This window comes from Prevotella heparinolytica (assembly GCF_002998535.1).
Lineage (GTDB): Bacteria > Bacteroidota > Bacteroidia > Bacteroidales > Bacteroidaceae > Bacteroides > Bacteroides heparinolyticus.
Map to the genome: position 1 here is coordinate 2,572,689 of NZ_CP027234.1, position 13,855 is coordinate 2,586,543.

7 protein-coding genes are annotated in these 13,855 nt (G+C 53.5%); 6 read left to right on the top strand and 1 reads right to left on the bottom strand.

Annotated elements, in window-relative coordinates:
* Positions 1–2 precede the first annotated feature (2 nt).
* The 6 genes from C3V43_RS10345 (at position 3) to C3V43_RS10375 (ending at position 12,403) form a co-directional block, all read left to right on the top strand.
* Positions 3–1,595: a RagB/SusD family nutrient uptake outer membrane protein gene (locus C3V43_RS10345; protein ID WP_106069740.1), complete on the top strand. Its 1,593-nt coding sequence runs from the start codon at positions 3–5 to the stop codon at positions 1,593–1,595.
* 368 nt (positions 1,596–1,963) lie between these two features.
* The gene (locus C3V43_RS10350; RefSeq protein WP_106069741.1) at positions 1,964–3,601 is read left to right on the top strand and encodes a sialidase family protein; all 1,638 of its coding nucleotides are present in this window, start codon (positions 1,964–1,966) and stop codon (positions 3,599–3,601) included.
* A gap of 305 nt (positions 3,602–3,906) precedes the next feature.
* Entirely contained in the window at positions 3,907–5,967 is a 2,061-nt protein-coding gene (locus tag C3V43_RS10355; protein WP_235655838.1) for a family 20 glycosylhydrolase, read from the top strand.
* Between the two features lie 28 nt (positions 5,968–5,995).
* The gene (locus C3V43_RS10360) at positions 5,996–9,217 is read left to right on the top strand and encodes a cyclically-permuted mutarotase family protein (RefSeq protein ID WP_106069742.1); all 3,222 of its coding nucleotides are present in this window, start codon (positions 5,996–5,998) and stop codon (positions 9,215–9,217) included.
* A 483-nt stretch (positions 9,218–9,700) separates the two neighbouring features.
* The gene (locus tag C3V43_RS10370; protein WP_106069744.1) at positions 9,701–10,021 is read left to right on the top strand and encodes a heavy metal-binding domain-containing protein; all 321 of its coding nucleotides are present in this window, start codon (positions 9,701–9,703) and stop codon (positions 10,019–10,021) included.
* Between the two features lie 180 nt (positions 10,022–10,201).
* A complete protein-coding gene (locus C3V43_RS10375; protein ID WP_106069745.1) occupies positions 10,202–12,403 on the top strand; it encodes a sodium-translocating pyrophosphatase in 2,202 nt (733 codons plus the stop codon).
* 30 nt (positions 12,404–12,433) lie between these two features.
* Here C3V43_RS10375 and C3V43_RS10380 read toward each other — a convergent pair whose 3' ends face one another.
* Positions 12,434–13,786: a sulfatase gene (locus tag C3V43_RS10380; protein WP_106069746.1), complete on the bottom strand. Its 1,353-nt coding sequence runs from the start codon at positions 13,784–13,786 to the stop codon at positions 12,434–12,436.
* Between the last annotated feature and the right edge of the window lie 69 nt (positions 13,787–13,855).

Sequence of the window (13,855 nt, forward strand, 5' to 3'; positions counted from 1 at the left end):
GTATGAAAAAAATTATATATAGCATTGTAGCATCATTACTCCTCGGATTGGGTAGTTGTGATAGTTTGGATTTGTCACCGATAGATTATGCGGCTACCGGTAACTATTGGAAGAATGCATCGGAGGTAGAAACTTACATGAACGGCTTGCATTCGCAGCTTAGAAATGATTATTTTTCTCCTATCATATTGGGCGAATTACGTGGAGGAACAATGATGAGTGGAACATCTTCCATCAATACCTCACTTAATTATTCAAGCGTCATTGATAATGCACTTCGTATAAGCAGTACAGGGGTAAATAACTGGAATGGTTATTATAGCAATATACTGCAATTGAATCACTTTATTGATAAAGTGACCAATGAGTGTAAGTTTTTGAGTAGTGAAGAACGTAATTCATTCTTGGCACAAGCTTATGGCATGCGCGCTTACTATTATTTTATGCTGTATCGTACATATGGTGCTGTACCATTGGAGAAAGACGTGAAATTGATGGAAGGCAGTATTGACCTTGTTGCCCTCTATATGGCACGTTCATCGGCTGAAGATGTGTTGAAGTTCATTAAAGATGAAATTGCAGCATCAGAACAAGCATTTGGCGCAAGTACAACGCTGAATCGGTATAAGTGGTCGCGTTATGCTACGCTGTTCTTGAAAGCTCAGGTTTATCTTTGGTCGGGTAAAGTTACTACTAACGATTATAAGCAAGCACATCAGAAAACGGGTTCTGCCGACATTGAAGTTGCAAAGAAAGCTTTGGATGACCTCATTGGCAGCGGACAGTTTGAATTGGAGAAAAACTTCAGCGATATTTTTGCCCATACAAAAAAGAAGAATAAAGAGATTATCCTGTCGTTCCCTTTTGAACGTAATGAAATCACGAATTCGGGTAGTGCCTTTCTCTATACGCCCTCTATCGTGGTTGGCTCTTATTTTGACAAGCAAGGAGAAGTGATGAAAGATGTACTTGAGCTCGGTACGGTAGGTATCGTGCGCTATGAGTGGAAAGAGTCTTTTGTGAAGTCTATGGACGAGACAGATACACGCCGTGCGGCAACATTCCTTGAATATTACTCAAACAAGGAGTTGACCGACTTCGGTTCATCTATGATAAAATACATTGGTCATATGGATGGAGGAACACGCTACTTCGATTCTGATATTGTTCTGTTCCGCTTTGCAGACGTGTTACTGATGAGAGCTGAAGTAGAAAATGCTCTTACGGGCAAATGTGCTGCCTATCTGAACCGAGTTCGCGAACGTGCATACGGTGCCAACTATACCGAAAACGAAGCTTATAAGGATGGAACATTCGCCGAAAACGAATTGGCTATCTTGAAAGAGCGTGACAAGGAGTTGGTGGCAGAAGGCAGCCGCTGGTTCGACGTGGTTCGCATGCACGATGCTTCAGGCAATCCATTAGTATTCTCTGTTGAGGCTGCTTATAAGAAGAAAGATGCTGCGGCTGTTCCGGTTCTGGATAGAGCAACGGAAATGCATAAGCTGTTGTGGCCCATCAGTGTAGGGATGCAGACAGGTGACCCTGAGTTGAAACAGACATGGGGATATAAAGAAGCTGAAGCAAAGAAGTAATTTTTGAAACATTAAAACGACCAGATATAAGAAACTGTTTTGAATTTATTTGCGCTATTTACTAAGGGTTGTTTTTGCGGATTTTTCTTCTTTCTCATGAGGAGCATAGCGAGCTATGTGACGGATGTGAAAGGAGAAAAAGACCAAAAAGAGTATTAGTAAATGCTCATAGATAACTATTTGAATAAATTCAAAACAGTTTCTTAGATTAACAAGAAATTTCATTTGAAAACGACGTGAAGAGTTCGCTTGAGGAGAGAATACGAATCTTCTTGAGCGGACTCTTTTAATTTTAAAGGAAGCCAAGAGGGTGGGTTTTGAAATAAACTCCTATCTTTGAAGTTATAACACTGAAAAAGAAGAAAGAAATGAAGAAAATCCTGTTATTTGTATTCCTGCTGTTGGCGGGAAAGGCGGCCTATGCGCAGGCTGCGGACACTGTTTTCGTGCATGAAACCCAAATACCCGTGTTGATAGAGCGTCAGGACAATGTGCTGTTCAGGATGCGGCTGGAGGCAACTTCCGCCAAGAGGCTGAACGAGGTGGTGCTGAACTTCGGCAAGGAGGTGAAACTCTCCGAGGTGCGTTCGGTGAAACTCTATTACAGCGGTACGGAAGCTCTTCAGAACTATGCCAAGAAGCCTTTCGCACCGGTGGATTATGTTTCTGCCTTCACGGTGGGCCGCACGTTGGCGGCTAACCCGTCTTATTCCATTTGCAAGGCGCAGGTGGACGGGCCGCGCGGCAAGGTGGTGCTGACGGCCAATCAGGAACTCTTTCCCGGAATCAATTACTTCTGGGTGAGCTTGCAGATGAAGCCGGAGGCAACCCTCTTCAGCAAGGTGACGGCGACTGTGGCTTCGGTAAAGGTGGACGGAAAACAAGCTCCGATACAGATGGCGACTCCTGAAGGCATCGTTCACAGGATGGGAGTAGGCGTGCGCCATGCGGGCGACGACGGCTCGGCGGCTTTCCGCATTCCGGGACTGGCCACCACGAACAACGGAATGCTGCTTGGCGTTTACGATGTGCGCTATAACAACAGTGCCGACTTGCAGGAACATGTAGATGTGGGGCTCAGCCGTAGCACGGATGGCGGCCGCACATGGGAGAAGATGCGTCTGCCGTTGGCATTTGGAGAAACCGGCGGATTGCCCGCCGCTCAGAATGGGGTGGGCGATCCTTCCATTTTGGTAGATACCCGCACAAATACGGTATGGGTGGTGGCTGCCTGGACGCACGGCATGGGCAACCAACGCGCGTGGTGGAGCTCGCATCCGGGTATGGACAGAAGCCGTACGGCGCAGCTCGTCATGGCCAAGAGCACGGACGACGGTAAAACTTGGTCGGAACCCATCAACATCACGGAGCAGGTGAAAGATCCTTCGTGGTACTTCCTGCTGCAAGGGCCGGGACGGGGCATCACCATGCAAGACGGTACGCTGGTATTCCCCATTCAGTATATCGACTCCACGCGCGTGCCCAATGCCGGAATCATGTACAGCAAAGACCGTGGCAACACGTGGACCATCCATAACCATGCCCGCACCAACACCACCGAAGCGCAGGTGGCCGAAGTGGCTCCGGGCGTGCTGATGCTGAACATGCGCGACAACAGAGGTGGAAGCCGTGCCGTGTCCGTGACCGAGGATTTGGGTCGCACCTGGACGGAGCACCTTTCTTCGCGCAAGGCTTTGCAGGAATCGGTATGTATGGCCAGCCTCATCAGCGTGAAGGCCAAGGACAATGCGCTGGGCAAAGACCTGCTGCTCTTCTCCAACCCTAATACCACGAAAGGACGTCATCATATCACCATCAAGGCCAGTCTGGACGGTGGACTTACGTGGTTGCCCGAGAATCAGCTGCTGCTCGATGAGGGTGACAGCTGGGGTTACTCCTGCCTGACGATGATTGACAAAGAAACGGTGGGCATATTGTACGAGAGCAGTGTGGCGCACATGGCTTTCCAAAGCGTGAAGCTGACAGACATTATCAAGAAGAGATAACCTGCCTGAGTTCGGGATAGACGGTTGCTTTTGCTAAGTTTGACAGCTGCAAACCTTTGTCGTGACAGAGGCAAGTGTCCAAGCCGACAGACACAAGTGTTTGAGCCGTCAGAGACAAGTGTCTGACAAGGCGGAAGTAAATATCTGATAGCCAACGCTATATGCTTTAAAGACAAGCCATCGGGTGAGACCGTCGACCCGCTTCTTATCCCGAACTTGGGTATAACCTCGCCGGAGACTTGTTTTTGAGGATTTTCATCTGTCCTCGTCTGTTGAATGACCGATATCTAAACTTTCATTTACCTATGAATATGATGTGTGTGCGGGGCTGTGTGCTTCTGCTCTTCCTGATGTTGCAGGCGGTTTCTCCTGCTTTGAGTGTTGTTTTTCCGGCTCGGAATGCGGATGATGCCGGAGCACGTTTGTTGCCTCGCCCCCGGCGTGTGGAGTGGCATTCGTCTTCGTTGGCACTGGATAGGGTGAAACTTTCCACAAATGTGCTTTTGAATGATTGGGAGGCACTGATCGTCGAGCTGGGAGGTAAGGTGAGTGAACATGCCGCTTCTGCCGTTTCCGTTGTGTTGGTGCCTGAGTTGGAGGGAGTGCCCTTGAATCAGGACGAAGCCTATCGCCTGCGGGTGGACGAGCGTGGCATCTGGGTGGAGGCCGTCACCGAGTGCGGCGTATATCGGGCCGTTCAGACGTTGCGTCAGTTGGCGGGGAAGATAGCGGAAGGCGTGCGAATACCCTGCTGCGAGATACTTGACTGGCCGGCTTTCCGCATACGCGGTTGGATGCACGACACCGGGCGCAGCTACATCTCGATGGAAGAGCTGAAGCGTGAAATCGCCGTGCTCTCCAAGTTCAAAATCAACACGTTTCATTGGCATCTCACCGAGAATCAGGCATGGAGGCTGGAGAGCAAGCTCTTTCCGGCACTGAACGACACTGCCCATACCACCCGCATGCCGGGGCGCTACTACACGCTGGAGGAGGCAAAGGAGCTGGTGCGCTTCTGCAAGGCGCACCACATGACGCTCATTCCCGAGATAGACATGCCGGGGCATAGCGCGGCTTTCGTGCGCACCTTCGGTCACGACATGCAAAGCCCCGAAGGCATGAGGATACTGAAGCTTCTGATAGACGAGGTATGCGAGACCTTCGATGTGCCTTGGCTGCACATCGGTACGGATGAGGTGCAGTTCACCAATCCGCAGTTTGTTCCTGAAATGGTGGCCTACGTCCGCTCGAAAGGAAAGAAAGTCATCTCGTGGAATCCGGGTTGGCGCTACAAGCCGGGTGAGATAGACATGACTCAGTTGTGGAGTTATCGGGGGAAAGCGCAATCGGGCATTCCCGCCATCGATTCCCGCTTTCATTATCTGAACCATTTCGATACGTTCGGTGACATCGTGGCTTTGTACAACAGCCGCATTTACAACGAGCCGCAGGGTTCCGACGACTTGGCTGGCTGCATACTGGGCATCTGGAACGACCGTCTGCTACCCTCTGAACGCAACATCATCCTCGAAAACCATTTCTACCCCAACATGCTGGCCATGGCCGAGCGTGCGTGGCTGGGTGGGGGAACGGAGTACTTCGACAAAGACGGCACTGTGCTTCCTGCCGACGAGCAGGCAGATACATTCAGGAGCTTTGCCGATTTTGAACACCGGCTGCTGTGGCACAAGGAACATACCTTCGCCGGCTATCCGTTTGCTTATGTGCGACAGACCGATGTGCGCTGGCACATCACCGACGCCTTCCCCAACGGAGGGAGTCTTGACAAGAGTTTTCCGCCCGAAACCATCGTTGCAGACAGCTATGAGTATGACGGAAAGACCTATGGCGTGCGTCCTGCCGTGGGAGCAGGCATTTATCTGCGGCATGTATGGGGTGCAACCGTACCGGCTTTCTATAAGCATCCCGAAGAAAATAGCACGGCCTACGCCTATACGTATGTATATTCTCCCCGTAAGCAGACGGTGGGTCTGTGGGCGGAGTTCCAGAATTATTCGCGTTCGGAACCCGATTTGCCGCCTTTGCCGGGTAAGTGGGACCATAAAGGCAGCCGCATCTGGATTAACGGCCGGGAAGTTGCTCCGCCCGTGTGGACGGCTACCCACGGGGTGAAGAACAATGAAACACCCCTCGGCAATGAGAATTGCGTGGCGCGTCCGCCCCTCTCCGTGCAATTGAGCAAGGGGTGGAACAAGGTGCTCTTGAAACTTCCGGTGGGCAGGTTCACCACACCTGAGGTGAGGTTGGTGAAGTGGATGTTTACCTGCGTCTTCGTGACACCCGGCGGCGAGAAAGCTGTCGACGGGTTGGTTTATTCTCCCGAACGGAAACTGCCTGTCCGATAATCTGTAACTTATCTTATTTCTATTTGCCATGAAACATTTACTATTGGTTTTGTCTTCTGTCTTATTTGTTTGTTTCTCCTCGTTGGCGCAGCAAAAGACGAAAGTGGCTTGTATAGGCAACAGTATCACTTACGGAGCTGGATTGCCCGACAGGGAGAAGCAGGCCTATCCTGCACAGTTGCAACAGATGCTGGGCAAACGGTATGAAGTGGGCAACTTCGGCAAGTCGGGAGCCACGCTGCTCAATCGGGGGCACAGGCCGTATATGCAACAGCAGGAGTTCAGGGATGCGCTCCGTTTTGCCGCCGACATTGCGGTGATACACCTCGGCATCAACGATACCGACCCGCGCAATTGGCCGCACCATCGCGATGCTTTTGTAAGCGACTATCTGTCGCTGATAGATTCGTTGCGCAGTGCGAATCCGGATGTTCGCATCCTGATAGCAAGGCTCTCGCCCATATCCGACCGGCACGCACGTTTCCTTTCCGGCACGCGCGATTGGCATGCCGAAATACAGACAGCCATCGAAGCGGTGGCACGCTGTGCCGACGTGCAGCTCATCGACTTCCATGCGCCGCTTTATCCTTATCCTCATTTATTGCCAGATGCCCTCCATCCTACAGCCGAAGGCGCAACACTGCTGGCACGTACGGTCTATTCCGCCCTGACAGGCGATTACGGGGGCTTGCGCCTGTCGGCTTTGTACACAGACAACATGGTGTTGCAACGTAATGTACCGCTGGATGTGTCGGGCATGGCCGATGCAGGCGAGCGGGTGACGGTGAACATCGGCAGGCAACGTTGCAGTGTCGTAGCCGGTAAGGACGGAAGGTGGACTGCCCGCTTGTTGCCCTTGAAAGCCGGCGGACCGTATGAACTGACGGTATCGACATCCGGCAAGACTTTGCGTTACCGGAATGTGTTGGCGGGCGAAGTATGGCTCTGCTCCGGGCAGTCCAACATGGAGTTTATGTTGAAGCAGGCGGCTACCGCCGGACGGGATATTCCGAAGGCCGATGACGATGAACTGCGATTTTATGATATAAAAGCCCGCTGGCGTACGAATGCCGTGGAATGGGATTCTGCCATACTGGATTCGCTCAACGCCTTACACTATTACGAGGAGGCGGAATGGGAAGCCTGCACACCCCGTACTGCGGGCGATTTCTCGGCAGTGGCTTACTACTTCGGTCGCATGCTGAGAGACAGCCTGCAAGTGCCCGTAGGGCTGATTTGCAATGCCGTAGGAGGCTCGCCTACAGAAGCTTGGATAGACCGGGGCACGCTTGAGCAGGAGTTTCCCGCCATCCTGAAAGATTGGAAACGGAACGATTTCATACAAGACTGGGTGCGCGGTCGCGCGGTACTGAACATCAAGAAGTCTGCCAATCCCTATCAACGCCATCCGTACGAGCCTTGCTACCTGTTCGAGGCGGGCATCGTCCCTTTGCAAAGTTATCCGTTGAAAGGTGTCATCTGGTATCAAGGAGAATCGAATGCTCATAACAAGGATGCCCACGAACGGCTGTTCAAACTGCTGGTGGGCAGTTGGCGCAAGAAGTGGGAAAACGCCCGCTTGCCTTTCTACTACGTGCAGTTGTCGAGTCTGAACCGTCCGTCGTGGCCGTGGTTCAGAGACAGCCAGCGCAGATTGATGCGGGAGATGCCCTATACAGGTATGGCGGTGAGTAGCGATGTGGGCGACTCGCTGGACGTGCACCCCATGCAGAAACAACCGGTGGGCGAGCGGCTGGCACGCTGGGCGTTGAGCGACACCTATCATCGGGCACTGACACCCTCGGGTCCGTTGCTGCGCAAGGCTGCGTTCCGTGACGGAGCCGTCTACCTTACTTTTGATTACGGTGACGGATTGCGAAGCGCCGACGGACAGCCGTTGCGCACGTTTGAAGTGGCCGAGACGGACGGACTGTTCCACCCTGCGGAAGCAACCGTGGAGGACGGACGCCTGAAAGTGTGGTCGGAGGCGGTGAAGCATCCGCACTACGTGCGTTACGGCTGGCAGCCTTTTACCCGAGCCAATCTGGTGAATGACGCCGGGCTTCCCGCTTCCACGTTCCGCACGGAAGATTTGCGCTGGTTGGGACAGATGCCCCATGACTCGTATGATGAGGGTTTACGGTTTCTCCTGAACTCTTCTCAGACCTTCTCCCAAGCCGCCTTGCCGCCGTGCCGTGCGGTAGAACTGCGCCCGATGAAAGGTTTCCCGAAACAAGAGAAAGGATTTGAACTCGGAGTTTCCGCCTGCTTTGCCGGTGTGGTGAACGGCCGGTTGCTGATGGCGGGCGGTTGCAATTTCCCCGATGTTCCGGCTGCCGATGGCGGACGGAAGCGGTACTATCGAGGCATCTATGCCGCCCCGCTTCCTGCCGACTCCGTGCTGCTTTGGCGCAAGGTGGGCGAACTGCCCATGCCTCTGGCTTACGGTGCTTCCGTGCCTACGGCCGACGGACTGGTTTGCATCGGTGGCATGAACGCCGAAGGCAGTACAACGAACGTCTATCGCCTTGTCATCGGTAATAAAGACAAAAAGGTACGGATAGAAACGCTTCCCTCGTTGCCCTATGCGCTGGACAACCTGACGGGCAGCCTGATGGGAAACACCATCTACGTGGCAGGAGGCAACCGGCAGGGAGCTGCCTCGAACACGTTCCTCTGTCTTGATTTGGAGCGGCCCGGCGAGGGCTGGAAAGAACTGACGCCTTTCCCCGGAAATCCCCGTATACAGCCCGTTTCGGCAGGAGTGCATGTCGATGGTGCTTATCGTTTCTTCCTTTGGGGAGGTTTCGCTCCCGCCTCGCAAGGGCGTGAGGCAACGCTTTCCGTGAATGGGTATTGCTATGACCCCGCCTTTGATACATGGATACCGGTGCCCACCCCCACGGGGCGCAATGGCGAGGCCGTTTCATTGGGCGGCGGCGCTACCATTGCCTTGGACGATGGCCGCATTCTTTGTATGGGTGGGGTGGACAAGGATATTTTCCTCTCGGCTTTGCGCAGCAGTCCGGCGAAGGACTACCTGCGCCATCCGGCAGAGTGGTATCGTTTCAACCGCCGCATCCTGCTCTATGATGTCGCCGCCAATAGTTGGCAGGAGGTGGCCGAGGTAGCCGATGCAGCCCGTGCAGGCGCGGCGCTGGTGGGTGGCAACGGCGCTTGCTTCTACATCGGCGGCGAACTGAAGCCCGGCATCCGCATACCCGGAGTTACTAAAATAAACTTGAAATAGCAGACTTTTTAAATATTAAGAAGCCGTATCATTACTCTATTTTTTGAGTAGTGATACGGTTCTTTTTCTCGAGATTGAGTCCCCCATATAGTAGGCATCTTCTGCCGGAGCGCTCATTTGTAAAATATAATGTATGGATGCGATAGGGGTAAATCGTATCTCGGTGCCGAAAGCCTCGTTCCTCGGTGTGGAAGAGGGCGTTCCTCGGTGTCGGAGGCCTCGTTCCTCGGTGCCTCTCATACGCCACCTCGGAGAAGAGAAAAAAGAGGGACGTTATCGACTGAAAATCAACCTAATATCCATTCACTCACAGAAAGGGATGCGCAAAGTGCCGATTGTCATCTTTTTTCTACACTCAAAAACTGCGCTATCATTATCGGGGGGGGTGAAAGTGCGGGCAAACATAAAAAAATGCGTGTCTGCTGCAACTTTTCCTATCTGCTGTGCGTCTGATATAGCAGAATAACTTAAAAGAAGAATATCATGTTAGTGACTACAACTCCTACGATTGAGGGTACACGCATCACCCGTTATTATGGCATTGCTTCCGGAGAAACCATTATCGGAGCCAATGTGTTTCGCGATCTTTTTGCCAGCATCCGGGATGTGGTGGGCGGACGAAGTGGCTCTTACGAGGAAGTGCTTCGTCAAGCCAAAGAAACAGCCTTGCACGAGATGCAGGAAAATGCCCGTATGATGGGCGCCAATGCCGTGATTGGGGTCGACCTCGACTACGAAACGGTGGGCGGCAGCGGCAGCATGCTGATGGTGACGGCCTGCGGAACGGCGGTGACGATAGAGTAAAAACGACGGCAGATAACGTCTGTTTCCCTTGGATACGTGTACACATGCATTCAGGGGATTTTTTGTTTTTTCTCCGCGCAATCTCTTTTTCTGAAAAATATCTCTTTCCCGTTTGCTTTTCTCGTTCCGATTCTTTATTTTTAGACAGTTGTTAAAAAACCTTTTAATATAACTTATGCTATGGACCAATTACTTTTCTGGCTGGTTCCGGCCGCTTCTATCCTGGCACTTTGCTTTGCCGGGTATTTCCACCGTGAGATGATGAAAGAGAGTGAGGGAACTCCTCAAATGGTTAAAATTGCCGCCGCCGTGCGCAAGGGAGCGATGTCCTACCTCAAGCAGCAGTACAAGATTGTGGGGTGGGTGTTCCTCGGACTGGTCATCCTTTTCTCCATCATGGCGTATGGTTTCGGGGTGCAGAACCTTTGGGTGCCCATCGCTTTCCTTACCGGCGGCTTCTTCTCGGGACTTTCGGGGTTTCTGGGTATGAAGACGGCGACATACGCTTCGGCACGTACAGCAAATGCCGCACGAAACTCGTTGAACGCAGGTTTGCGCATCGCTTTCCGCAGCGGGGCGGTGATGGGACTGGTAGTGGTAGGCCTCGGCTTGCTCGATATTTCCTTCTGGTACCTGTTGCTCAACGCCGTGATTCCGGCAGACGTGATGACGCCCACCCATAAACTCTGCATCATCACCACCACCATGCTCACCTTCGGTATGGGAGCCTCCACGCAGGCGCTCTTTGCACGTGTGGGCGGCGGCATCTATACCAAGGCGGCCGACGTGGGCGCCGACCTTGTGGGCAAGGTAGAAGCCGGCATCCCCGAGGACGACCCGCGCAACCCTGCCACCATTGCCGATAACGTGGGCGACAACGTAGGCGATGTGGCGGGCATGGGCGCCGACCTCTACGAGAGCTATTGCGGCTCCATCCTTGCCACGGCTGCTCTGGGCGCTGCCGCCTTCATCCATTCGGGCGACACGCTGATGCAGTTCAAGGCGGTGATTGCGCCCATGCTGATTGCGGCGGTCGGGATACTCCTTTCCATCATAGGCATCTTCTCCGTGCGTACCAAGGAGAATGCAAAGATGAAGGACTTGCTGAACTCGCTGGCGTTGGGTACCAATCTTAGTTCCATATTGATTGTGGTGGCCACCTTCTTCATTCTTTGGTTGCTGAAGCTGGATAACTGGGCTTGGATTGCGTGCTCGGTGGTAGTGGGACTGGTAGTGGGCATTGTCATCGGCCGTTCCACAGAGTATTACACATCTCAATCCTACCGGCCGACCCAGAAGCTGAGCGAGAGCGGGAAAACAGGCCCTGCCACAGTCATCATCTCAGGCATCGGGTTGGGCATGCTCTCCACAGCCATCCCGGTGATTGCCGTGGTGACGGGCATCATCGCCTCCTATCTCTTCGCTTCGGGCTTCGATTTCTCTAACGTCGGACTGGGACTTTACGGCATCGGCATTGCTGCCGTAGGCATGCTTTCCACACTGGGCATCACACTGGCTACGGATGCCTACGGGCCTATTGCCGACAATGCGGGCGGCAACGCCGAGATGTCCGGATTGGGCGAAGAAGTGCGCAAACGCACCGATGCACTCGACTCTCTGGGCAATACCACCGCCGCCACGGGCAAAGGCTTTGCCATCGGCTCTGCCGCCCTCACGGGCTTGGCCCTGCTGGCTTCGTATATCGAGGAGATACGTATCGGACTTACCCGGATTGGGATGACTGAGATACATTCTGGCGGCCAAACCATCTCCGTGCAAGATGCCACGTTCTTCGACTTCATGCACCATTACGATGTGACACTGATGAACCCGAAGGTGCTGTCGGGCATGTTCATCGGTTCCATGATGGCTTTCCTGTTCTGCGGGTTGACGATGAATGCCGTGGGGCGCGCCGCTTCTCACATGGTGGATGAGGTACGCCGCCAGTTCCACGAAATCAAGGGCATCCTTACGGGCGAAGCCGAACCCGATTACGAACGTTGTGTGGCCATCTCCACCAAAGGGGCGCAGCGCGAAATGGTGGTGCCCTCGCTCATAGCCATTATCGCTCCCATCCTGACGGGACTTATCTTCGGTGTTCCCGGTGTGCTGGGTCTGCTGATTGGCGGATTGAGCAGCGGATTTGTGCTTGCCATCTTCATGGCGAATGCCGGCGGCGCATGGGACAATGCCAAGAAATACGTGGAAGAAGGTAACTTCGGCGGCAAGGGCGGCGAGACACACAAAGCCACTGTGGTGGGCGACACCGTGGGCGACCCGTTCAAGGATACCTCCGGTCCAAGCCTGAACATCCTCATCAAGCTGATGAGCATGGTAGCCATTGTGATGGCAGGGCTTACGGTGGCTTGGAGCTTGTTCTGAGGCAATCCCCTGCAATCCATATAAATGTGCTTATCGGGCTGTTGCCTCTGTGCTGTTTTTCTTCTTTCGGATATAGCCGGATAATTTGAGGATTGTCCGGCTGTATTTCTTTTGCCCGACTGCGTTCTCATTCTCTGTCGGGTCGGTACGGTGATCGAACAACATCCGGCTTTGCCCTCCAGGCGTTTGAGGCCATTCGGCGTAGCTGTATCTTTTGTTTACGGCGTTATCTGCTCCTTGCCATTGTATGTAGACATGCTCTTTGGTTTGCGCCTTTAGGTTCTTCAATATGGGAACGAAGCTGCTTCCGTCCAGCTGCCCTTGAGGCATACCGATGCGGCAAAGCTCGCACAATGTAGGATATATATCCACCAGCTCCACGGGCGATTCGGTTGCTCCTCGCTTCATGCCCGGCACGCGTACGATGAGCGGTATCCGCGTGGCTTCCCGCATCAGCGTGTGCTTGCCCCAGAAACCGTGTTCTCCCAATTGCCATCCGTGATCGCCGAAAAGTACGACAATGGTATGGTCGGCCAAATCCAACTCTTCCAACGCCGTGAGGATTCTGCCTATCTGCGCGTCTACATAGCTCACGGAGGCATAATAGCCGTGCTTGGCTTCACGTCGAAAAGTTTCCGCTTTGGTATCGACCCGTGCATACGAGAGTATCTCTTGCGAGCCTTGAACCTCTTCCGGCAAATATCGTGGTCGGAAACGATTGGCGGCTAAAGGTATCTCGTCGCGCCGATACATGTCCCAATACTTTTTAGGAACATTGAAAGGCAGATGGGGACGCCAAAAACCGCATGCAAGGAAGAAGGGTTTACCCAGTTCCTTCAGCCTTTTCAGGTCTTCGATGGTACGGGTGGCGCCTTTGCCGTCGTCGTAGGCCTCATCGTCCACGTCGGCCGATTCGCAGAATGGGCCGCGCATGGTCCGGGGGTTGATGCTGTTGCCCGATTCGGCATTCATCCACACCTCCCATTTGTTGTATTCCGCCCAGTCGTGCCCGTATCCGTCGGGGTGCACCCGCCACGGATGTTCGCTCCAGCTCTCGGCATGGTCGGTGATGTTGTGAAACACTTTGCCGTTGGAGACGGTGTGGTAGCCGTGAGCCGTGAACCACCCGGAAAGGGGAATGGCGTCGGGGGCATCTGTTGAGGCCGATGCCTCGTAGTGGGTAAATCGTTGCGGGTAACGGGGGTACATGCCCGTGAACAGGCTGGCACGTGATGCACCGCTGACAGGAATGTTGCAATAGGCATTCCGGAAGAGCAGGCCGGTGGAGGCCAGTCGGTCAATGTGCGGAGTGTGTATCGCTTCGATGCCGTAGCAGCCTAATTCCGGTCTCATGTCGTCGGCAATCAACATCAGCACGTTCATCCGTCCGGACTGTGCCGCCTCTTGTGCATGCAGAAGCGATGGGAGAACCGATAAGGCGAGTCCTCCCGT

Bases quoted from the DNA above. Each gene is read 5' to 3' on its own strand.
- C3V43_RS10345 (WP_106069740.1), top strand. From the start codon at position 3: ATGAAAAAAATTATATATAGCATTGTAGCATCATTACTCCTCGGATTG.
- C3V43_RS10350 (WP_106069741.1), top strand. From the start codon at position 1,964: ATGAAGAAAATCCTGTTATTTGTATTCCTGCTGTTGGCGGGAAAGGCG.
- C3V43_RS10355 (WP_235655838.1), top strand. From the start codon at position 3,907: ATGAATATGATGTGTGTGCGGGGCTGTGTGCTTCTGCTCTTCCTGATG.
- C3V43_RS10360 (WP_106069742.1), top strand. From the start codon at position 5,996: ATGAAACATTTACTATTGGTTTTGTCTTCTGTCTTATTTGTTTGTTTC.
- C3V43_RS10370 (WP_106069744.1), top strand. From the start codon at position 9,701: ATGTTAGTGACTACAACTCCTACGATTGAGGGTACACGCATCACCCGT.
- C3V43_RS10375 (WP_106069745.1), top strand. From the start codon at position 10,202: ATGGACCAATTACTTTTCTGGCTGGTTCCGGCCGCTTCTATCCTGGCA.
- C3V43_RS10380 (WP_106069746.1), bottom strand. From the start codon at position 13,786: ATGAACGTGCTGATGTTGATTGCCGACGACATGAGACCGGAATTAGGC.